Source organism: Streptomyces sp. BE20 (genome assembly GCF_036322525.1).
In the GTDB taxonomy this organism is placed as follows: Bacteria; Actinomycetota; Actinomycetes; order Streptomycetales; family Streptomycetaceae; genus Kitasatospora.
This window is the reverse complement of the sequence record NZ_JAQYWW010000425.1, coordinates 47,791-68,320: the sequence shown is the minus strand read 5'-3', so window position 1 is coordinate 68,320 and position 20,530 is coordinate 47,791. Positions and strand designations below refer to the sequence as shown.

Genomic DNA, 20,530 nt, shown 5'->3' with positions numbered 1-20,530 from the left:
CGGTCACCGGGAGTGCGGGGCGAGCGCCTGGCGCGGCGCGGTCCCGGTGCGGGCCGCTTCGACGGCGTCCTCGATCCGCTCCAGCGGGTGGGCTGCGGCGACCAGGGACGCGAACGGGTAGGTCTCGTGATGGGCCGCCAGGAAGCGGACGGCGGTGTCCAGGTCGTCGGGGCGGTAGTTGTGGACGCCGATGACGGTGTGCAGGCCGCGCACCAGGCGTTCGGGATCGAGGGCTACGGCGGGGCCGGGCGAGACGGAGCCGACCAGCACGGCCCGGCCGCCGACGGCGAGCGAGTCCAGGCAGCGCTGGACGGCGGCGGGCCGGCCGGAGAAGTCGAGGGCGACGTCGGCCTCACCGACCTCCTCGGCGGTGTCGAAGGCGGCGTTCGCGCCGAACCGCAGCGCCTCGGCGCGCCGCGCGGGATCGGGGTCGACCGCGCTCACCCGGGCGCCGGCGGCGGCGGCCATCGCCGCGGCGGTCAGACCGAGCATGCCCGCGCCGGTGATCAGGACCCGCTGCCCGGCCGGCTCGCCGGCGGCGGCGAGGGCGGCGGCGACGGTGGCCGTGGCGCAGGAGGCGGGGCTGGCGACCGTGTCGGGCAGGCCCGCGGGCACGGCGACGACGGCGGTGCCGGGCAGCACCAGGCAGTGGGTGGCGAAGCCGCCGTTCAGCGGGGCGAGCGGGGACCACGGCTCGTGGCCGTACTTGCGCAGGCTCAGGCACTTGTGCGGCAGGCCGCGTTCGCACCGCTCGCACCGTCCGCACGAGGCGGCCACCGACCACACCACCCGCATCCCCTCCTCGACCGGCGTGCCGTCCACGCACCGCACACCGCCGGCACCCACGCCGACCACGGTGCCCACCTGCTCGTGGCCGAGCAGTGCGGGTACGGGCGAGGGGCGGCGGCCCTCGACCGTGTGCAGGTCGCTGCCGCAGATGGTGGCCAGGTCGATGCGCACCAGCAGTTCGCCGTCGCCGGGGGTGCGGGGTGTGGCGCCGTCCAGCAGGGAGAAGGGCTTGTCCACGCCCTCCCAGCGGGCGAGGCGGACCGGGATCAGGTCAGTGGAATCGTTCACTCGTCGAACTTGTCATGAAAGTGCGCACTCATCAAGTACTTGTCATGACAGGTTGGGCGAAGATCAGATGAACCCCGGTGTCTCGCACCGCCCGCCGACGGGCGGTGCGAGACACCGGGGTTCGGTGGAGAGGGATCAGGCCGGATGGCCGAGCTCGGTCGCGGTGCGGTGGACCTCGAAGAGACGTCGGCCGGCGCGGTTGATCCAGGTCGCGGTGAGCGTCGCCGGGGAGACCGTGGTGTCCGCGACGAGCTTGAGGAACACGTACGGCTCCACGGCGCTGGCGACCAGGGCCGGATGCGGGGTGTTGAGGCTGGCGATGGTGCTGCCGTGCAGTGGGCTCACGATGAACTGCCACAGGTCGTAGCCGATCCGGGGCCCGTAGTTCAGCGCGCGGGAGACGTGCACGTCGCCGCTGACCAGGAAGCAGCCGGGGATCCGCTCGGCGGCGAGGAAGTCGAGGATCGCGTCCTTCTCGTACTGGTAGGTGGCCCAGTCGTCGGTCTCCGAGTTGCCCTTGTCGTCCCAGATCATGCCGGAGGTGATGGCCTTGAACGGGGCGGTGCTGGCCCGCAGCGAGGCGCGCAGCCAGTCCCACTGAACCTGGCCCAGGCACGTGGTCCTGGTGGGGTCGGCCCAGCTGGGGCCGGTGTTGCTGAACCAGCGGGGATCGAGCAGGAAGACCTCGACGGGGCCGCGGCGGAACGAGGTGTAGACGGCCCGGCCGGCCGTTCTGGTGGTCAGGCGGGTGCCGTCGTCGGCGTGGCCGAAGGAGGCGTTGGCACGGTAGTCCACGAAGGCGGTGCGGGTGTTGACCTTGCCCGCGAAGGAACCGTTGATGCCGTTGCCGCCGAAGTCGTGGTCGTCCCAGGTGCCCCAGGTCGGCATGGTGGAGACCATCTGGGCGATCTCCGGCTGCGCGAGGAACTCGCGGTGCTTGGTGCGGGCCACGGCCAGGTTGCCCGAGTCGACGTAGGGGGTGTCGCCGAGCAGCACGAAGCTGTCGCAGCCCTCCTCGACCACGCGGGTCCACACGGTGTTCGGGGTGGAGGGGGCGCACGAGCCCAGGCCCATGGTCACGACGGCGGGCGCCCCGTCGGCCGGTGCGGTGGCGAAGGACCCGGTCAGGGGGATGAAGCCGGGGGCCGCGACGATCGGGGCGATGGTGAACTCGTAGTGGGTGGCCGCCCGGAGGCCGGGGATGTCGGCGAGCAGGGTGTCGTCGTTGGCGGTGGAGATCGGCACGTCGACGACCTTCGACCAGCCGTCGGCCCGGCGCACGGTGCAGCGCCAGACGGGGTGGACCGCGGGGTCCAGGCCGGGGCGGGCCCAGAGACGCGCGGTGGTGGTGTCGACGTGTCCCACCAGCGGGCCGACCGAGGCCTGCGCCGGCATCGGGGTGGGCGGGACGGCGGGAGCGGTGCCCGCGCGCACCAGGGCGACGTAGCCGGCGAGGGCGGTGAAGAAGGTGACACTGTCCTGCACCGCGGCGGCCGGCTGGACGGTGGCGCCGCTGCTGTTGAAGCACTTGTCGACGGTCAGACTGGCCACCAGGAACCGGCCCGCGCCGTGCGCGCCTTCGAGCAGGCAGGGGTTGGCGCCGCCCGCGGTGCACGCCATCAGCACCCGCATGGCACGCCACGAGCCGACGGTCTCCCAGCTGACCCGGATGCCGGCGGCCCGGCCGGTGAACACCCTGCCGGAACTCCTCGGAAGCGCCGCGACGAGCGGGTGGTCGGCGACGATCGGCAGCACGGTGTCGTAGTCGGCGTCGGTGCGCACCGCGCCGAGTGCGGCCGGCAGGTAGGAGACCGCGGCGCCGAACTGGTCGGACTGGGCGAGGTCGAGGACCACGCCACCGCCGGCCACGAAGTCGCGCAGCGAGGCGGCCTGCGCGGCTACGTAGGCCGGGTACTGGGAGCCGTTGTTGGTGAAGCTGCCGAAGGCGATCAGGTCGACGTCCTGGGCGGTCGCGGAGCGGGTCGTGTCCAGGGGGACGACGGTGAAGCCGGCCCGGCGCAGCAGTTCGGCCAGGCCCGTGGCGTGGGTCCACTGGTCGTTGTACTCCAGCACCGCGGCACGCGGCTGCGCGGGGGCGGCGGCTGGGGTCGTGGGGACGGCGTGGGCGGGAAGGGTGGCGACGGCGGTGGTGAGGGCGGCTGCGCCGCCGACCAGCAAGGACCGTCGGTGAATTCCGTCTGGGCTCATGGGGGGTGTTCCTCCTTTGACGGCAAAGGTCGCAGCGAAGTTGGAGCGCCAACAAGCACCTCTCACTACAAGTCATTCAGTGTTCACCTGGCCGGCTTCGGTGTCGAGAGGCCGCGATGACACCCGGGGCTGCTCGGCCGACCCGCGCGCGTCGCCCGAGCCAGGCGCGATGACCTGGGCGGTGGCGTGGGCGGCAGGGTGCCCGTGGTCAGGCCGGGCAAAGCCCGCGCGAGGTCACGGGCGAGTGAACAGGAAATGACTTGTCACAACAAGTAGTTGACCTGGGGTCGCCGCACCTGCCAGCGTTCCGGTGCCGGCCAAGAGCGGCGCCCCGTCCGGTGATGCCGGGCCGCGCACCCCGCCCCGGCTTCTCCCGGCTTCCCCCGTTGCTCACCTCGGAGCTCACCGTGCGTCTTCGTCCCCTCGTCCTCACCGTCACCGGCGCCCTCGCCGCGCTCTCCCTCACCGCCTGCGGCGGCGACGGCGGCACCTCCGCCGCCGGGAAGTCCGCCACCTGCCCGGGTGGCAGGATCCGCTTCGGCGTGGAGCCCTTCGAAGACCCCGCCAAGCTGACCCCGGCCGCCAAGGTCCTGGCCGACGCTCTCGGCGAACAGCTCAACTGCCCCGTCCAGCTCACCATCACCGAGGACTACTCCGCCGAGGTGCTCGCCCTGCAGAACGGCAAGCTCGACGTCGCCATGTTCGGCCCGCTCGGCTACGTGTTCGCCAGCCAGCGCGCCGGTGCCGAGGCCATCGCCTCGTTCGGTGACAGCGGTGGCAAGGTCTCCAGTTACACCGCCGGTATCTGGGTGCCGACCGATTCCGCCGTCCGCGAGGTCAAGGACCTCGCCGGGCACTCGCTCGCCCTGTCCTCGGTCGGCTCCACCTCCGGCGACGCGCTGCCCCGCAAGGCCCTGGTCGACGTCGGCCTGAAGACCTCCGACGTCAAGGTCAACTACGCCGGCGGCCACGCCGAGTCGCTGCTCGCGCTGGCCAAGGGAACCGTCGACGCCGCCGAGATCAACTCCCAGCAGCTCGCCAGCGCCACCCAGTCCAAGACCTTCGACCCGGCGAAGTTCCGCAAGATCTGGACCTCGGACGCCATCCCCAACGACCCCATCACCGTCCGCGGCAACCTCGACCCCGCGTTCAAGAAGGCCGTCGCCGACGCCCTCCTGCACCTTCCCAGCGACAAGGTCGGGCAGATCGGTGCCCTGCTCGCCGTCAAGCCCGCGGCGCCCCTGGTCGCCGTCGACAAGTCCACCTACCAGCCGCTGTTCGACCTGGCGGCCGCCCTCAACCTGACCGACAAGGACCTCTGATGCTGGTGCTCTCCGACATCACGGTGCGCTACGGCCCGCGGGAGGTCCTGCGCGGGGTGGACGTCACCGTCCCGCGCGGTGAGTTCCTCGCCGTGCTCGGGGCCAACGGCTGCGGGAAGTCCACCCTGCTGCGCGCGGCCGCCGGGCTGGAACCGGTGGCGGAGGGCACGGTGACGATCGACGGCAGGGCGGGCGACCCGCTCGCCCTCGCCATGGTCTTCCAGCAGATCCACCTGGTGGACCGGCGCTCCGTCCTCGACAACGTCTGCGCCGGGGCCCTGGGGCGGCTGCCGCTGCGGTACTCGCTCCACCCCCGCCTGTTCCCGCGGGAACTGCGGGAGGAGGCGATGGCCTGCCTGGACCGGGTCGGCCTCGCCGACCGCGCCCACGACCGGGCCGACCGGCTCTCCGGCGGCCAGCAGCAGCGCGTCGCCGTCGCCCGGGCACTGTGCCAGCGCCCCGAGGTGATCCTCGCCGACGAACCGGTCTCCGCCCTCGACCCGGCAGCGTCCGAACAGGTGCTGGCGCTGCTCGCCGAGCTCGCCCACCGGGAACGGCTCGCCGTCGTCGCCGTGCTGCACCAGCCCGCACTCGCCGCCCGGCACGCCGACCGCGTCATCGGCCTGAGCGACGGCCGGGTGCTGCTGGACGGCCCGCCGGACCAGAACGTCGACATCCTGTACCAGCCCGCACTCGCCGAAAGCCTGTCATGACCCCTGTGTCCAGCGCCGTTCGCGGCCTCCCCGTCCCGCCCCGCCCCCGGCGCCCCCGCACCGCGGTCAAGGCGCTGATCGTGGCCGCCGCCGTGGTCACCGCGCACGTGGTCGCGTGGAACACCACGGACATGTCGCTCTCCGAGCTGGCGGAGGGCTGGCACGGCATGGCCGACTTCCTCGGCGAGGCCTTCCCGCCCAGGCTCGACTGGGCGGTCCTGCAGCCGAGCCTGTCCGCGGCGTTGGTCACCCTGTGGATCGGCCTGCTCGGCACCACCCTGTCGATCCCGCCGTCCCTGGCACTGGCGCTGCTCGCCGCCCGCGACGTCGCCCCGTCCGGTCCGGTCTACCAGGCGGCGCGCTCGCTGCTGTCCTTCCTGCGCTCCGTGCCGGACGTGGTCTTCGCCCTGGTCTTCGTCACCGCTGTCGGCCTGGGCCCGTTCCCCGGCGTCCTCGCGCTGGTCTGCCACAACGTCGGCGTCATGGGCAAGTTGTGGGCCGAGGCGATCGAGGACGCCGACCCCGGCCCGTCGCAGGCGCTCAGGTCGGCGGGTGCCGGCCGCGTCCAGGTCGCCCTGCACGCCCTGCTGCCGACCGCCACGCCCCGGCTGGCCGGACTGCTGCTCTACCGACTGGATGTGAACGTCCGCGCCTCGCTGGTCCTCGGGCTGGTCGGCGCCGGGGGCATCGGGTTCCTGATCAACCAGTCGATCAAGCTGTTCCGGTTCGACGAGATGCTCACCCACATCCTGGTGGTGCTGGTGCTGATCGTCGCGGTCGACCGCCTTTCCGCAGCCGTCCGCCGCCGGCTGGCCTGAAGGCCGTGCGGGTTCGTCACCGTCCGGCCCCGGCGACAGGCCGTGCGTCAACCGGTGACGGTGGCTCCTGCGGGTGGTGCCGTGGCTGTCACGTGAAGCGGGGAGCGGACGCGCGCGGTCGTGCCGGCCGTACGAGCGTGGCTGCGACTGCGGCGATGTACACGATCTGGAGCAGTGTGCGCGGGCCGAGCGGGTCTCCTTGGGCGACGCCCCGGCGGGCGGCCGAGACGTTCGCCGGGAACACGGCGATCATGAGTGCGATCAGGCCGCCCGCCGCCCACCGGGCCGTCACCGGGATCAGCAGCCCTACCGCGCCGGCGGCTTCGAGCAGGCCCGTGGCCGTGACGAGGAGATCCGCACCGGGCATCCACGGCGGGACCATGTCGACGAGCTGGGGCCGCAAGCCAGGCGCGAAGTGGGCGATCGAGGTGAGCAGGAACATCGCCACCAGCCCGGCTCGCAGAGCCGGCTGCCACCCGGCGAACGCCCCCGCCCCGAGCAGCCCTGCCAGACGCGCTGCGGTGAATCCGACAACCAGCGCGATCAACGGCTCCACGCGGATCCCCTTCCAGCGACCATCCCGGTACGCCGGCGCGGTGGGCCCGCCGATCCGCCACCCGCGCCTGCCCGTCTCCCACTGCACCACCCCCGCCTCCACCCCGCCACCCGGGACGAGCCGGACGATCCTGCCCCGCGCCCGCCCGGACCGAGGTCCCGGAACGGGGATCTCCGAGAACACGCCGAAAGGAGGCGGCCGCAGGGCGGGACCGCACACGGTCCGGGAAGCGGCGCCGGCCCGTCACCGACGCCGCCGCGCTCTGCGCCCGGACCAGCGTCCGCACGACCGGCCGCCGCGTCCCTCGCCCCGTGGGCCGAAGGGCGCCGGCCGCCCCCGGCCCTGAACTCCGGCCGCCGCCGCTGGTGCCGATGACGGTCCCGTAGGCATCCCCCGTCCTTGACGACCGTGCCGTCGGCCGGCTGCTTCCAGACGACGGCGCTTCGGGGCCCGGCGGTGGCGGAGAGGCAGGGCCGGCGGGTTTGTCGTGGCCGCTCGGCGTCGATCGTGGGCGACTGCGACGGACAGGTTCACCCGTGGTCGGTCGTACGAGGTCGATCGAGCACTCCGGACGATCGGGAGAGGAGGTCGACCACGTTCCGGGTGAGGGTGCGCACCTGGTGGTCCAGTGGCAGGAGCCGTGGCCAGTCGACGGTGGCGGCGGTGAAGACGGTGCCGCCCGCCGTGTAGAGGCCGAACGTCGCGGCCCGGTGCGGGTCCTCGTTCTCGCGGGCGGCGGTGTGCCAACCGGAGGCCGGATCGGTGGGGAGGGCGGCGACACCGAGGACGGTGAAGCCGGCCGGGGTGCCGTCCCTGCCGGTCGCGAAGGCTCGTCCGGTGGCGTCGCGGTGCAGGTCGGCGCCGTCGCACTCGTAGCCGACCAGGGAGTGCTCGGCGCCGAGGACGTCGCCGTCGCGCAGACCGGTGCCGGCGAAGACCGGGTGTTCGGTGTGTTGGACGGTGAAGCCGAGCGGGCTCCGGGCACCTTCCCAGTGACCGCCGCCGTTGCGGTAGCTGACGCCGGTCAGGGTGTTCTCCGGTTCGGTCTCCCACCAGTGGTCGGGGGCGCCGCGCAGGGTGTCGACATCGGTCCCCGGTGACGCGCCGGGCGGGAGTTTGGCGCACCGGACCATGGCGCCGTCGGCGGAGATCGCGACGCGCCACCAGCAGGTGTTGGCACCGAAGTTCGCGATGTTGCCGCCGCGGTCACGGAAGGCGGTGACGTGGCGGCGTGCGGCCTCGCTCCAGTACTCGTCGTGGCCTGCGGAGAGCAGCAGCCGGTATCCGTCCGTGAGGTGGGGGTCCGTGTGGAGGTCGAGGTCGGTGCAGTAGTCGGCAGCGAGGCCGGCGTTCTCCAGCCAGGCGATGAACGGGGCGTCCCAGTGGGCGAAGGTCTGGCGGGGGGTGCGCGGGTCGTGGACGTCCGGTTGGCCCTTGACCGGCCCGCCGATTCCGCCACCGGGACGGCGCAGCGTCACCGTGGCGGTGCGGTGGCCGGGTGCCCGGGCGTGGGTCTGCGGTGACCCGTAGAGGCTTCCGCCGCCGCTGGTGTTGTAGGCGTGGTAGGTGAGGACGGGCACCTTGTACAGGATCCGGGCCTTGGCGGACCCGGCGGCCGTCACCACGAACAGCAGCCGGCAGTCGCGCGCATCGAGGGCCTCGGCGCCGGTACCGGACGCTGGCAGGTCGGGCGGTCCTGCCGCGTGGGGCCGTAGGACCGCGATGTACACGCCCGAGGGCCAGTGGGCGGGGACGGGGAAGTCGTGGCCCGGCCACTGCCAGTCCTGGTCGTGGCGCCCGTCGGGGGCGTCCTTGCCGGGGGCGCTGAAACCGCCCATGTGGCGGGTCGCGGCGCCGCACCGGAAGAAGTCGACGCGGAACCGGTCGGCGCGGGTCGAGACGTGCAGGCGCAGCAGGTCGCCGGCCCGCACGCTCGGCCGTGCGGGGTAGCCGCTCACCGGGGTCGGGTCGGGGCCGCCCCGCGGCGTAGGCGTGGGCGTTCCACGGTGCTGATCGGTCGTCACCCGTCAGATTCTGGGGGTTCGGCCTGTTGGGCGGAACGCGGCGATTCGGACGATGCCCGGTGCCCGTACGAGGATCGGCCGACCTGCGGCATCTCCTCCCCGCGAGGCAACTTCCCGTCCGGTCGGCCCACGGACCTGTGTGGGGGTGTCGGGCGGGCCTCAAACCCCGTGCCGGCGACTCGGCTTGTTCACGTCAAGGAGTGACGGTCACTCTTGGAAGTCGAATGATTGCTGTGGATGATGATGGGGCCGAGTGTCCGTCACCGTCACCCTCGGCGGACTCCGGCACTACATCGAGGGGAGTTGGGCCATGAACGAGGACATCGAGCCGGTCGCCACCGAGGAACTGCCGGAACTGCCGCTGCTGATCGACCTTCCGGGCGAGTGACCTCCCGGGTGTGACGCACGCGGCGGACATCGGACCGCCGCGTGCCACAGCGGGGTCGGACCCCGTCGTCCCACCCGACGATTCGCCCACCGGCGGCAGCAGAGGAGCGCGTACGTGGACATCGAACCCGACGCGGCGGCGGCGGCCCGCGACCAGCGCGAGGTTGCCCGCCTCGTCCGCGGCGCGCTGCACCGCGCCGCGCTGGTGGCGCCCGGGGCGCGTCCGCCCGGGCCGACGACCGACGACCTGATCCACCCGGCCGTGGTCGAGGTCGCCCACGACGCCCAGCGCGCACTGCGCCTCGGGCCGCTCACCGCGGAGCGCCGAGCCGAGCTCACCGACCGGCTGGACGCGGCCGTGGCCGTGGCCGTGACCGCGGCCCGAACGGCGGCCGGCTGGGACCGGAGCGGGCTCATCCTGGACAACGGGCGCGTGGTGGACGGCACGCCGGTCCGGCCTGCCTGGGCCGTCGAACTCGCCGGTCCCCAGCCGCACGTGGACCGGGCGGTCACCCGCGCCCTGGCCGGCGTGCCGGGCCCGCCCGCCGCTGGGGAATCGCCGCCGACGAGCCGCGCCCGCGCGTGGACGGGCACCGAACGCGAGGTCTTCGCCGCGGCGGCCCGCCTCCTGGACGGCGCCTGGCCCGCGATGCTCGCCGAACTCACCTGCACGGTGCGGCAGATCGTCGTGCTGGGCGGACCGGCACTCGACGGGTTCACCGACTTCACCGTGCACGGGGCCGTGTTCCTCAGCGGGCAACGACTGACGGACGAGCCGGACGGCCTGCCCGCCCCGCTGCACCTGGCCGAGGCCCTGGTGCACGAAGGCACGCACCAGCGCTTCAACGCCGCACTCGTCACCACACCCCCGTGGCACCGCGCCGTCGACTCGCTCGCCCCCGTACCGACTCCGCTGCGTGCCGATCCCCGCCCCCTCGGCGGTCTGTTCCACCAACTCGTCGTCCTCGCTCGCAGCGCGTCGCTGTTCGGCCGGCTCCTCGCCCGAGACCCGGGGCCCGGCGGGCACCCCGGGCCTGTGGCCGATCCGCAGGTGCTGCGCGCCCGGCACACCCACCACCTCGGCGACGTCAGGAGCGCCGCCGCGACGCTGGAAGCGCACCGGTCCTCGCTGACGGAAGCCGGCCGGAGCGTCCTGGCGCAGGCGCAGGCCCTGGCAGGGGCGTCGAGGTGAGGGAAACGGCGCAGCCGGCCGCCCATCCGTGGCCGGCCGAGGTGTTCCGGCCGTTCCCCGAGGCGCCGGGCATCGTGTTCGCCCGTGCCGCCGCCCGCTCGGCCCTGTTCACCGGCCCCGACCGCACCGTCCCCGACGGCACCGGCACTGGTCCCGGTCCCGGCCGCGACGGCGACGACGTCGTCATCGGCAGTGCGGCCGGTGCCCACCCGCAGGACAGTGCCCGGCGGGCCAGGAGCGAACTGGTCGAGCGGATGGCCAACATCGTCGCCGGGCGCACGGCCGAGACCGCGCGGACGGTGGTCGCCACCCATGGGGAACTGCGCCGCGCTGGACGGCCGGCCGTCGATCCCGCGCTGCTGGTCGGCGCCTCCGGGGTGTCCGACGACCTGCGGGACGCCCCCGGGCTCTGGGCGGTCGGCCGATGGCAGTCGACCGGCCGTGAGGTGCTCGTCCCCGCCGCTGCCGTGTACCTGCGCCACCGGCCCCCGCCGGGCTGCCGGGCGGCCCTCGGCGCGGGATCCACCGGCCTGGCGGCGCACCCCGACGAGGCGTCGGCCGAAGCGCATGCCCAGTGGGAGATCCTGGAGCGCGACCTGATCCGCCGCAGCTGGTACGGCGACGGCAGCGTGTCTCCCACCACCGTGTCGTGGCAGCCCGAGCCGGTGATGCGCAGCGCACTCGCCCTCCTCGGGGTCGAAGCCGTGGCCTTCCTCCTGCCGGCTCCCGCCGGTGCCGCCTGCGTGGTGGTCTGTGTGCACCGCCCGGACCGGACCGGGCAGGCGTTCGGGGCCCGCTGCGGGCCCGCCGGGCAGGTTCCGGCGCTGGCCGAGAAGGCGGCGTACGAGGCCCTGATGGTCCGGTGGAGCATGGGGACCGAGGTGGCCCGGCGCACCTGGGCGCAGTGGGCCGGCAGGACCAGCCCGGGCACGGCGCTCCAGCATGCGCTCTGGACCTACCACCGACAGGACAGCCTCGGCCTCTGGCTCACCGACCCCGGCCCGGCCGCCCCCCGGCCACCGGTCACCGCGACCACCGGCCCGGCGGCGCTGCTCTCCGCACACACCGGCGAGGACCTGGTCGTCGTTCCGACGCCGACGCCGCTGGCCGAGGAGGCGGGACTGCACGTGGTCCGCGTCGTCGCCCCGGGAGCCCGGCCCCTGCCCGCCCGCCCGCCCGTCACCACCGGGCGGGGCCGCGCCGACCACCCGCACCCCTTCGGCTGACACCCCGACGTCCGCACCGCACCGCCGTGATCAGGAGGGCCGTCCACCCGTGGCCGACCAGGACCCCTACTATGCCGCCGCCTTCGCGGCCCACTACGACGACTGGTTCCCCTCGTACGTCACCGACAGCACCGTCGCGCTCCTGGCCGACCTCGCCGAGTCCGCCGGCGCCGGGCCGGTGCTCGAACTGGGCTCCGGCACCGGCCGGATCGCCGTACCACTGGCCCGACGCGGCCTGGACGTCCACGGCATCGAGGGCACCCCGGCGATGACCGACCGTCTCCGGTCCAAGCCCGGTGGGCACGCGATTCCCGTGACCACGGGCGACTTCAGCCACGTCCCCGTCGACGGCGAGTTCGCCCTGGTCTACGTGGTCAACGGAACGTTCTTCGAACTGCCCACCCAGGAAGCCCAGATCCGCTGCTTCGCGAACACCGCGGCCCGGCTCGGTCCCGACGGCCTCTTCGTCCTCGACGCCCATGTCCCGGAAGCCCTGGCCGCCCCCGAGGCCGCTGTCGCCTCCCTTCCGATCCCCGGCGGGGTCACGGTACGGACGCGCCGGATCAACCGCGCCACCCAGCAGTACACCTCGCACTATCTGGTCCACGAAGGCGGAACCGTGCACCATGTACCGGTCTCCTTCCGGTACGCGGCCACCGGCGAACTCGACCTGATGGCCACCATGGCCGGCCTGCGCCTACGGGACCGCTACGGCGACTGGAGGGGCGGAGCGTACACCTCCGCCAGCACCTATCACGTCTCCGTCTACGAACGCCCGGCCTGACCCGGCCGAGCACGGCCCACCCGCGACCACCCGGCCCGTCACCGCACCGGGCCGCAACCGGCCCGCCACCGCACCGGTTCGGCGGGCCCGCGCCGGAACCACCCGTGGCACGACCGGATGCGGTGGCACCGGTCCGACCGACCCCTCGGACGTACGGGAGGCTTCCCATGCCCACACCAGCCCGCAGGACCGGGCACGCCACCACCGGACACCACGAGATCCTGGAGCTGCACCCCGGCCCCGACAGCCTCGGCGTGCCCCTGCGCCAGGTCGTCGACGAGGGCCGGCTCGTCGTCGTCAAGCACGGCCTGCACCACCTCGACGCGCTGGAACCACTGCTCCGCGCCACCGCCCGCACCGCCGCCGACCATCTTCCCGCCGACGCCTGCACCACCGTCGGACGCGCCGGCATCGAGGCACTGCACACCATCGCGACCGTCGAACAGGCCACGGCCTTCCGCACCGGCCTGGAGGCGAGCCTGCGGCCCCTCGCCGCCGACGCGGCCCTGGCCTTCGCCGCGAAGGCCGACCCCGACGGCCCCCGGGTCTACGTGAGCCACCACCTGGGGGTGCGCCTGATGCTGCCACACACCGCCGTCGCCGGCCGCACCGAACTCGACCCGCTCGCAGGCTTCATGGTGCCCCACGCCCTCCACGTCGACTCGTGGTTCAACACGGCCCTGAACTCCGTCAACCTGTGGATGGCCCTCGGCCGGGTCCGGCCCGGCAACGGCCTGCTGATCTACCCCGACCTCTACCGCGCCCCGGTACGCCGGACCGGCTTCCGCCTCGCCGCCGACCAGGACCGCGGCATCCCCGTCCGGGTCAGCCTCGACCCCGGCGACATCCTGGTCTTCGCCGGCGACCACGTCCACGGCTCCGAGACCAACACCACCGACGAGACCCGCTACATCATCACCAAACGGATCAGCGTCGGCGCACCGCGCTTCAACCCGCAGGGCAGCGGCTGGATCCCGTACCACGACCCGCGCCTGCTCCGCGGACGCCTGCCCGCACTCGCGTCGCTGCGCTCCCGGGCCACCACCGGCTACGCCAGACACCTGCTGCGCACCGCCCTGCGGCGCCCGCCCGCGTACGAGCTCCCCCAGCCGCCCGCGTCCTCCGAGGAGTAGCCGCCCATGCGTATCGCCTACCTGCACGGCGGCAGCATCCCCTCCGTCTACGCCAACGGCATCCACGTCATGCGGATGTGCGACGCCTTCACCGAGGCCGGGCACGACGTCACCCTGTACGCGCTGCCCGGCTCGTACCCGGCCGGCGACCCCCACTCCTACTACGGCACCCGCCACCGGTTCCCCGTGCGCACCGTCCCCGCCGCCGACGGCGGGGCGGCCGGATACCGGGATCGCGCGGCAGAGGTCTCCGAGTTGCTGCTCCGAGGCCCCGCCCCCGACCTGATCTACGGCCGCGACGTCCACAGCCTCGGCCAGGCACCCGCCCTCGCCCCGCTCGTCTACGAGACCCACCTCCTCCGGGACGAGCCGGACCTGCGCCGGGCCGAGCAGGAACTGCTCGAACGGCCCGACCTCGTCCGGATCGTCGTCATCACCCACGCCCTCGCCGATGACTTCCGCCGCGCCCACGCGGCCCGGGACACCGCTCCGCTCCTCGTCGCACCCGACTGCGCCGACCCGCCCACCACCCTCACGTCCCCCGCACCGGCGCCACGGCTGCCGGGCCGTCCCGGCGCACCCAGGGTCGGGTACGTCGGCCACCTCTACGAGGGCCGCGGTATCGACCTGATCCTGGACCTCGCCGGACGGCTCCCCGCGGTGGACTTCCACCTCGTCGGCGGCACCCCCGAGGACCGGGCGCGCTGGGAGCGGCCCTGCCGACTCACCAACGTGCACTTCCACGGACACGTCCCGCCCGGCGCGGTCCCCGCCTACTTCCCGCTCTTCGACGTGGTCCTCGCGCCCTACCGGAGGAAGGTCTACACCGCCGGAGCACTCGCGGAGACCGGCCGATGGGCGTCCCCCTTGAAGCTCTTCGAGTACCTCGCCCACGGACGCGCCGTCATCGCCTCCGACCTCCCCGTCCTGCGCGAGGTCCTCCAGGACGGCGTCAACTGCCTGCTCCGCCCACCGGACGAGCCCGCCGCCTGGGAGCAGGCGCTCACCACGCTCCTCGCCGACCCCGCGCTGCGCGCGTCCCTCGGCGACCGGGGGCGCCGCCAGGTCCTCGACCGGTACACCTGGCGACACCGGGCCGACCAGGTCCTCGCCGGTCTGGACCTCCAGCCGGCTGCGGACCGTGCAGGCCGCCCGCGGAGACCGAACCCGGGGCGGTCGGCGATGCCCTCGACTTGAGCGCGCCCTGGGTGCCTTGCCGGTCGCCAGGGGTTTCGCGGCACCGCCGACCCGGACGGATCGACCAACGCCCCGCGCCGCGCGCCCCGGCGTCCCCGGCGTCCTCGGCGTCCTCAAGGTCGCCACCGCGGACCGACTCCACCGACCGGGGCGCCTTGGCGCGGCGTCCAACAAGCCGTGCCCGCACGTGGGTTGCTCCCGTCGCCGTCCGGCCGGGCGGCGGGCAATGCCGCCCGGCCGGACGGTCGGGCTACAGGGCGCCGGTGAACAGCAGGAGGTTGGGAGTGTCCGCGCCTAGATCGGTCAGGACGTTCTCGGTGGCGGTCCGTCGGAGGAAGGCGGAGGTCTCGGCGGGGTCCGCGTCCGGGTGCTCGGCGGTGTAGAGGGCGGCGGTGCCGGTGACGTGGGGAGCGGCCATGGATGTGCCGCTGCGGGTGGAGCTGCCGCCGCCGGACCGGGCGGACTCGATGGCCTGGCCGGGTGCGTGGAGGGTGACGCAGGGGCCTCGGTTGGAGAAGCCGCTCTGTCGGTCCTGGCGGTCGGTGGCGGCCACGGTGACGACCCGCTTCGCCGAGGCGGGGGAGGCGGTGCAGGCGTCGGTACCGTCGTTGCCGGCGGAGACGACCGGCAGCACACCGCGATCCGAAACGGCCGTAGCGGCGTTGTTGAGGGCCGTGGAACGCTCCTCGCCGACGGAGGCGTTGAGGACGGCGGGGAGCCGGGCGTCGCGGGCGACCCAGTCGAGGCCGGCGATCATCTGGGCGGTGTCGCCGTTGCCGGTGCAGTCCACGATGCGTACCGAGACGAGGCGGGCGGCGGGGGCGACGCCGTAGGTGCGGCCGGCGACGGTGCCCGCGACATGGGTGCCGTGGCCGTGGCAGTCGAGACCGTTCCTGCCGTCGCCGACGGCGTCGAAGCCAGCGGCGGCGCGGCCGCCGAATTCGGGGTGGTCGTAGTCGATTCCGGTGTCGAGGATGTAGGCGGTGGCGCCGGCGCCGCGGCCGTGGGTGGTGAACCGCCCGTCCAACGGCAGGGTCCGCTGGTCGATGCGGTCCAGACCCCAGGTCGCGGCCGGAATTCGGGTGGCGCGATCGAGTCGCCCCGCCTCGTCGTCGGCGTCGTTGCCGGCTTCGGGGGACGGGACGGGGACCCCTACGGCGGCGTTCTCCTCCACGGCCTCAACGGCGGGGCTGGCCCGTACGGCCCGCAACAGGGGCGGGGAGAGGACGGCGGCGAAGCCGTTCAACGCGGCGGTGTAGGTGAACCTGGGGGTGATGCCGAGGGCCCGAAGGACCTCGCCGGGGTCGCGGCCGTGCTTGAGAGTGACGATGTACTGCCCGGGAACGGCTGTGGTGGAGCGCTCGACGCCGACGGCGTCGGCGGGTGGTCGCGCAGCGTGTGCGGCGGGGGCGGTGACGGCTGAGAGGAGCAGCAGGGCCGCCGCGCTCCGGTACAGGGGGAGTGGCACGGTATCGCTCCGAGCGGGTCGGCTCGCCGGGCCGGACGACCCGGGCACCCCGCATCATCGAACGTGGGGGTTCCGCTGCCCGCCGCGACCTGCCGGTGCTGGTTTACGGACAACCCGTGGGAGTGAAGGGGGCGGACGTGGGCACGGCGACGACCGACCTCACCGGGAGCTGCGGCGCGGTGCTGGACCACACGGGCGCGACGGACGCGCCCGCCATCGTCCGCCGTGGCCCGCCCGGCCACCGGCTCCGCACCAGCTGACGGCCTCCGCACCTGGCAGGCGGCAGGGGACGCTCCCGGCCCAGGTGAGGACGGCGGCGCGCCGGCAGGCTATCCGGTGGTCGCCGTCCCGGCGGAGCTCGGATCACCTGGGCCGCGCCTCGGTTGATCGTGACGACGATGATCGCTGGTGGTACCGGCGCTGCCGTTGCGCGCCCCGGCCCGGCCGGGCCTGCACGTGGACGATGGGAGGGCCCGGAGCATCGGGATGCTCCGGGCCGCTCGCGGTCGCCTTCCCGCACCGGGTGGATGGCTCAGGCGTTGACCAACTCCTTCTCGCGCGGCGCGGAAACGGCCGGGACCCGCGGCTGGATGCCCTTGAACAGGATCACCAGGCCCGCCGTGACGACCATGCCGGCGGCGACGGCGACCACGTAGGGCAGCGGGCCGCCGATCAGCGGAAGCACCCAGATGCCGCCGTGCGGGGCGCGCAAGGTGGAGCCGAAGGCCATCGACAGGCCACCTGCGGTCATGCTGCCGACGATACTGGCGGGGATCACCCGCAGCGGATCGGCCGCGGCGAACGGGATCGCGCCTTCGGTGATGAACGAGGCACCGAGCACCCAGGCGGCCTTGCCGTTCTCACGCTCCTCCGTGGTGAACAGCTTGCGGCGCAGCACCGTCGCCAGGGCCAGGCCGAGCGGCGGGGTCATGCCGGCGGCCATCACGGCGGCCATCACCTTGAGGCTGCCGGCATCCGGGGCCGAACCTGCCGTGGTGAGGGCGCCGGCGGCGAAGGTGTACGCGACCTTGTTGAGCGGGCCTCCCATATCGAAGGCCATCATCGCGCCGAGCAGGATGCCGAGCAGGATCGCGTTGGTGCCGGAGAGCCCGTTGAGCCAGTCGGTGACTGCGGTCATGGCGGAGGCGATCGGAGAGCCGAGCAGGACGAGCATGAGGAACCCGACGGCGGCGACGGACAACAGCGGGATCACCACGACCGGCATGATGCCCTTGATCGCCTGCGGAACCTTCCACTTGACCATCCACAGCACCAGGAAGCCCGCCGCCAGCCCGGAGACGATGCCGCCGAGGAAGCCGGCACCTACCGCCACCGAGATCGCGCCGCCGACGACGCCCGCCGCGAGTGCGGCCCGGTCGGCGATGGCATACGCGATGTAGCCGGAGAGGACGGGGACCAGGAAGCCGAACGCGGCCTTGCCCGCCTGGAACAGCATCGCTGCCCAACTGGCCTGCGAGGTCCAGTCGAAGCCGCCGACCACGGACGGCGCGGAGGCGATCTCGTAGCCGCCGATAGCGAAGCCCAGCGCGATCAGCAGCCCGCCCGCCGCGACGAACGGGATCATGTAACTGACCCCGGTCATCAGGTACTTGCGAAGCCTGGAGGCCCAGTGTTCGCTTCGGGGGCCGGAGTTCTGCGCGAGCGCCGGGGCAGCGGCTCCGGCCGGTTCGGCCAGCCGGGCGGCCTGGGCGACCAGTTCGTCGGCCCGGTTGACGCCGGCCTTCACCCCGACGTCCACGAGTGGCTTGCCCGCGAAGCGCTCGCGGTCGCGGACCTCGACGTCGTGCGCGAAGATCACCGCGTCGGCGGCGGCGATCATCGCCGGGTCGAGGGGAGTCGAGCCGGCCGCGCCCTGGGTCTCCACCTGGATCTGCGCGCCGGCCCGGGCCGCTGCCCGCTCCAGGGACTTGGCGGCCATGTAGGTGTGCGCGATGCCGGTCGGGCAGGAGGTCACCGCCACCAGCCGCAGACCGCGGTCGGCGGCCGCGACCGGGCTCGCGACCACCGGACCCGAGACCGTGGTGGCCTGCGGCTTCTCCTTGTCGTCGACCAGCGCGACAACCGCTGCCGGGCTGTCCGCCGAGCGGAGTGCGCCGGTGAACTCCGGTTCCATCAGTCGCCGGGCGAGCGCGGCGAGGATTTGCAGATGGGCGTCGTCCGCGCCGTCCGGGGCCGCGATCATGAAGATCAGGTCGGCCGGTCGGCCGTCCGGGGCGCCGAAGTCGACGCCCTTGGCACTGTGGCCGAACGCCAGACTGGGGCGGGTGACGTGGGCGGAGCGGCAGTGCGGGATACCGATGCCGTCGCCGAGACCGGTCGGGGCCTGTGCCTCCCGGGCCGCGATGTCGGCGAGGAAGCCTTCGAGGTCGGTGACCCGGCCTTCGGCGACCAGCCGCTGGGCCAGCGCGCGCAGCGCCTCGGCCTTGTCCGAGGGGGCGAGGTGGAGGTCCACGAGCGCGGGGGTGATCAGTCTGCCGGTGGGGTCGGCGTTGGAGTAGCTCATCGTTCGGGTCCTTCGGTGCTGGGTGGTGCGTGTGTGGTTTCCTTTGCCCCCGGGATGTGGTCTGCTCCGGTGTGGATCTCACCGGCCGGAGCCGGTTCAACCGTCGAGCAGCCGCTTCAGCGGGATCTCCGCCGTCACGGCCACCGCGGCCGGGTCCAGGTCGGCCGGGGTCGGCATGACGCTCCCCGGCAGTTGCACGGCCGCCGCGCCGTGCGCCAGTGCCGCGGCCAGGGCCTCGGGGCCCGAGCCGCCGGCGCCGAGGAAGCCGGCCAGCGAGGCATCGCCGGCTCCCACGTCGCTGCGCACCGCCACGACGGGGGCGGTGCCGTACCAGGTGCCCTCGTCGGCGACCAGCAGCATGCCGTCCGCGCCGAGCGAGGCGAGGACCTGCTGCGCGCCGAGTTTCCGGAGCTCGCGGGCCGCGTCGACGGCGTCGCCGACGGTGAGCAGTTTGCGGCCGACCGCCTCGGCCAGTTCCTCCCGGTTGGGCTTGACCACGTCCGGGTGAGCGGCGAGCGAGGCGAGCAGGGCGGGTCCCGAGGTGTCCAGGGCGATTCGGGCGCCGCCGAGGTGGGCCTCGGCGACCAGGTCCGCGTACCACGTGGGGTCCAGGCCGCGCGGGAGGCTGCCGCAGCAGGCCAGCCACTCGACTTTGGAGCCGTCGGCGGTGTATGTGGTCGGCGCGCTGCGGACGGCGGTCAGCAGGGCCGCGGACTCCTGCGCGGTCAGGACCGGGCCCCGCGCGTTGATCTTGGTGAGGGTGCCGCCGTTCTCGGCGATCGAGACGTTGATCCGGGTCTCCCCGGCGACCGGGACGGTGGCCACCTCGATGCCCTGGCGGCGCAGCAGTTCGGACAGCAGTTGCCCGGAGAGCCCGCCGAGCGGCAGGACCGCGGCCGTCCGGTGGCCCGCCGCGGTCAGCGCGCGGGAGACGTTGACGCCCTTGCCGCCCGGGTCGAGGCGGTCGCCGGTGGCCCGGTTGACCTCGCCGCGGGCCAGAGCCGGGAGTTCGTAGGTCCGGTCCAGGCTGGGGTTCGGGGTGATGGTGACGATCATGCGCGGATGACTTTCGGTCCGTGGTTCTCGATCGCGGCGGTCTGCTCGTCGGTCAGCCCGGTGTCGGTGACCAGGATGTCGATGTCTTCGAGCGAGCCGAAGCGGGCGAAATGGCGGGCGCCGTACTTGCTGGAGTCGGCGACCAGCACTGTCAGGCGGGCGCCGGCCACCATGGCGCGCTTCACGGCGGCCTCCGCGAGGTCGGGCGTGGAGAGCCCGACCTCGGGGGAGAAGCCGTTGGTGGCGACCACCGCGACGTCGGCGTGGACGTCCGCCAGATCGCGCAGCGCCCAGGCGTCCACCGCGGCCTGGGTGCGGTGCCGCAGCCGGCCGCCCACCAGGTGCAGGGTGAGCGCCGGGTGGTCGGCCAGCCGCGCGGCGATCGGCAGCGCGTGGGTGACCACGGTGAGCGGGGAGTCGAGCGGCAGCAGGGCGGCCAGCCGGGAGACGGTGGTGCCCGCGTCCAGGAGCACGCTGCCTTCGGTGGGCAGCAGGGCCAGCGTCGCGGCAGCGATCCGCTCCTTCTCGCCGGCCGCGGTGGTGTCGCGTTCGGCCAGGCCCGGCTCCAGGTTCAGTACGCCGGTCGGCAGGGCGCCGCCGTGCACCCGGCGCAGCAGGCCGGCCCGGTCGAGGGTGCTCAGGTCACGGCGGATGGTCTCCTGGGTGACGCCGAACTCCTCGGCGAGCGAGGGCACGTCGACCCGGCCGCGCTGCTGGGCGAGGCGGAGGATCTGCTGCTGGCGCTCCGGAGCGTACATGTGGGATTGGGTCCGTTTCATGTCTGTTTAAGCCTGGTTAAGGCTGACCATACGCTTCCTGCGCCAGAAATCAAGGGTTCATCTCCT

General features: G+C 73.8%; 18 protein-coding genes. 10 read left to right on the top strand and 8 right to left on the bottom strand.

The features are described from left to right. Nucleotides 1–3: 3 nt before the first annotated feature. Both PUR61_RS03700 and PUR61_RS03695 read right to left on the bottom strand, forming a co-directional pair. Nucleotides 4–1,077 carry a zinc-binding dehydrogenase gene (locus PUR61_RS03700; protein ID WP_329875547.1) on the bottom strand — a complete coding sequence of 358 codons (1,074 nt, stop codon included), beginning with the start codon at nucleotides 1,075–1,077 and terminating at the stop codon, nucleotides 4–6. Nucleotides 1,078–1,212: 135 nt separating this feature from the next. Beyond that, nucleotides 1,213–3,285: an alkaline phosphatase D family protein gene (locus PUR61_RS03695; protein WP_329875546.1), complete on the bottom strand. Its 2,073-nt coding sequence runs from the start codon at nucleotides 3,283–3,285 to the stop codon at nucleotides 1,213–1,215. 407 nt (nucleotides 3,286–3,692) lie between these two features. On the opposite strand from PUR61_RS03695, the gene PUR61_RS03690 reads away from it, so the two are divergent. From PUR61_RS03690 to phnE, 3 genes are read left to right on the top strand one after another with little or no spacing between them, the layout of a single operon-like run. Next, the gene (locus PUR61_RS03690) at nucleotides 3,693–4,607 is read left to right on the top strand and encodes a phosphate/phosphite/phosphonate ABC transporter substrate-binding protein (protein WP_329875544.1); all 915 of its coding nucleotides are present in this window, start codon (nucleotides 3,693–3,695) and stop codon (nucleotides 4,605–4,607) included. Beyond that, nucleotides 4,607–5,320 (top strand): phosphonate ABC transporter ATP-binding protein, encoded by a 714-nt coding sequence (locus tag PUR61_RS03685; protein WP_329875542.1) that lies wholly within the window; start codon nucleotides 4,607–4,609, stop codon nucleotides 5,318–5,320. Before PUR61_RS03690 ends, PUR61_RS03685 begins: the two co-directional genes overlap by 1 nt. 5 nt (nucleotides 5,321–5,325) lie before the next feature. Then, nucleotides 5,326–6,138, top strand: coding sequence for a phosphonate ABC transporter, permease protein PhnE (gene phnE / locus PUR61_RS03680; RefSeq protein WP_329875540.1), 813 nt, complete (start codon nucleotides 5,326–5,328; stop codon nucleotides 6,136–6,138). A gap of 88 nt (nucleotides 6,139–6,226) precedes the next feature. Here the strand turns inward: phnE and PUR61_RS03675 are convergent, their stop codons facing one another. Then, nucleotides 6,227–6,694, bottom strand: a complete 468-nt coding sequence (locus PUR61_RS03675; protein ID WP_329875538.1) for a DoxX family protein — start codon at nucleotides 6,692–6,694, stop codon at nucleotides 6,227–6,229. A 530-nt stretch (nucleotides 6,695–7,224) separates the two neighbouring features. Next, the gene (locus PUR61_RS03670) at nucleotides 7,225–8,718 is read right to left on the bottom strand and encodes a N,N-dimethylformamidase beta subunit family domain-containing protein (protein ID WP_329875537.1); all 1,494 of its coding nucleotides are present in this window, start codon (nucleotides 8,716–8,718) and stop codon (nucleotides 7,225–7,227) included. Nucleotides 8,719–8,971: 253 nt separating this feature from the next. Between PUR61_RS03670 and PUR61_RS03665 the strand changes: the two genes are divergently transcribed. From PUR61_RS03665 to PUR61_RS03640, 6 genes are all read left to right on the top strand, one after another. Beyond that, complete coding sequence (locus tag PUR61_RS03665; protein ID WP_329875535.1) at nucleotides 8,972–9,106, top strand: hypothetical protein; 135 nt, start codon at nucleotides 8,972–8,974, stop codon at nucleotides 9,104–9,106. A 114-nt stretch (nucleotides 9,107–9,220) separates the two neighbouring features. Continuing rightward, complete coding sequence (locus PUR61_RS03660) at nucleotides 9,221–10,297, top strand: aKG-HExxH-type peptide beta-hydroxylase (RefSeq protein WP_329875532.1); 1,077 nt, start codon at nucleotides 9,221–9,223, stop codon at nucleotides 10,295–10,297. Beyond that, on the top strand, nucleotides 10,294–11,523 hold the full coding sequence (locus PUR61_RS03655) for a YcaO-like family protein (RefSeq protein ID WP_329875530.1): 1,230 nt from the start codon (nucleotides 10,294–10,296) through the stop codon (nucleotides 11,521–11,523). Before PUR61_RS03660 ends, PUR61_RS03655 begins: the two co-directional genes overlap by 4 nt. A 49-nt stretch (nucleotides 11,524–11,572) precedes the next feature. After that, nucleotides 11,573–12,307 (top strand): class I SAM-dependent DNA methyltransferase, encoded by a 735-nt coding sequence (locus tag PUR61_RS03650; protein ID WP_329875528.1) that lies wholly within the window; start codon nucleotides 11,573–11,575, stop codon nucleotides 12,305–12,307. A 167-nt stretch (nucleotides 12,308–12,474) separates the two neighbouring features. Further along, nucleotides 12,475–13,440: a phytanoyl-CoA dioxygenase family protein gene (locus PUR61_RS03645; protein WP_329875526.1), complete on the top strand. Its 966-nt coding sequence runs from the start codon at nucleotides 12,475–12,477 to the stop codon at nucleotides 13,438–13,440. A gap of 6 nt (nucleotides 13,441–13,446) precedes the next feature. Then, nucleotides 13,447–14,637, top strand: a complete 1,191-nt coding sequence (locus PUR61_RS03640) for a glycosyltransferase family 4 protein (RefSeq protein ID WP_329875524.1) — start codon at nucleotides 13,447–13,449, stop codon at nucleotides 14,635–14,637. A gap of 250 nt (nucleotides 14,638–14,887) precedes the next feature. Here PUR61_RS03640 and PUR61_RS03635 read toward each other — a convergent pair whose 3' ends face one another. Then, nucleotides 14,888–16,105, bottom strand: coding sequence for a S8 family peptidase (locus PUR61_RS03635; RefSeq protein ID WP_329875522.1), 1,218 nt, complete (start codon nucleotides 16,103–16,105; stop codon nucleotides 14,888–14,890). A 137-nt stretch (nucleotides 16,106–16,242) separates the two neighbouring features. On the opposite strand from PUR61_RS03635, the gene PUR61_RS03630 reads away from it, so the two are divergent. After that, nucleotides 16,243–16,365 carry a hypothetical protein gene (locus PUR61_RS03630; protein WP_329875520.1) on the top strand — a complete coding sequence of 41 codons (123 nt, stop codon included), beginning with the start codon at nucleotides 16,243–16,245 and terminating at the stop codon, nucleotides 16,363–16,365. Nucleotides 16,366–16,637: 272 nt separating this feature from the next. Here PUR61_RS03630 and PUR61_RS03625 read toward each other — a convergent pair whose 3' ends face one another. The 3 genes from PUR61_RS03625 to PUR61_RS03615 form a co-directional block, all read right to left on the bottom strand. Further along, entirely contained in the window at nucleotides 16,638–18,629 is a 1,992-nt protein-coding gene (locus tag PUR61_RS03625; RefSeq protein ID WP_329875518.1) for a PTS fructose transporter subunit IIABC, read from the bottom strand. A gap of 96 nt (nucleotides 18,630–18,725) precedes the next feature. Then, nucleotides 18,726–19,685, bottom strand: a complete 960-nt coding sequence (pfkB, locus tag PUR61_RS03620) for a 1-phosphofructokinase (RefSeq protein WP_329875516.1) — start codon at nucleotides 19,683–19,685, stop codon at nucleotides 18,726–18,728. Further along, the gene (locus tag PUR61_RS03615; RefSeq protein WP_329875514.1) at nucleotides 19,682–20,443 is read right to left on the bottom strand and encodes a DeoR/GlpR family DNA-binding transcription regulator; all 762 of its coding nucleotides are present in this window, start codon (nucleotides 20,441–20,443) and stop codon (nucleotides 19,682–19,684) included. Before PUR61_RS03615 ends, pfkB begins: the two co-directional genes overlap by 4 nt. Nucleotides 20,444–20,530: the final 87 nt, after the last annotated feature.

What these genes read in the sequence shown, in the direction of transcription:
- PUR61_RS03695 (WP_329875546.1), bottom strand. Translation starts at nt 3,285, where the DNA reads ATGAGCCCAGACGGAATTCACCGACGGTCCTTGCTGGTCGGCGGCGCA.
- PUR61_RS03685 (WP_329875542.1), top strand. Translation starts at nt 4,607, where the DNA reads ATGCTGGTGCTCTCCGACATCACGGTGCGCTACGGCCCGCGGGAGGTC.
- PUR61_RS03645 (WP_329875526.1), top strand. Translation starts at nt 12,475, where the DNA reads ATGCCCACACCAGCCCGCAGGACCGGGCACGCCACCACCGGACACCAC.
- PUR61_RS03640 (WP_329875524.1), top strand. Translation starts at nt 13,447, where the DNA reads ATGCGTATCGCCTACCTGCACGGCGGCAGCATCCCCTCCGTCTACGCC.
- PUR61_RS03625 (WP_329875518.1), bottom strand. Translation starts at nt 18,629, where the DNA reads ATGAGCTACTCCAACGCCGACCCCACCGGCAGACTGATCACCCCCGCG.
- pfkB (WP_329875516.1), bottom strand. Translation starts at nt 19,685, where the DNA reads ATGATCGTCACCATCACCCCGAACCCCAGCCTGGACCGGACCTACGAA.
- PUR61_RS03615 (WP_329875514.1), bottom strand. Translation starts at nt 20,443, where the DNA reads ATGTACGCTCCGGAGCGCCAGCAGCAGATCCTCCGCCTCGCCCAGCAG.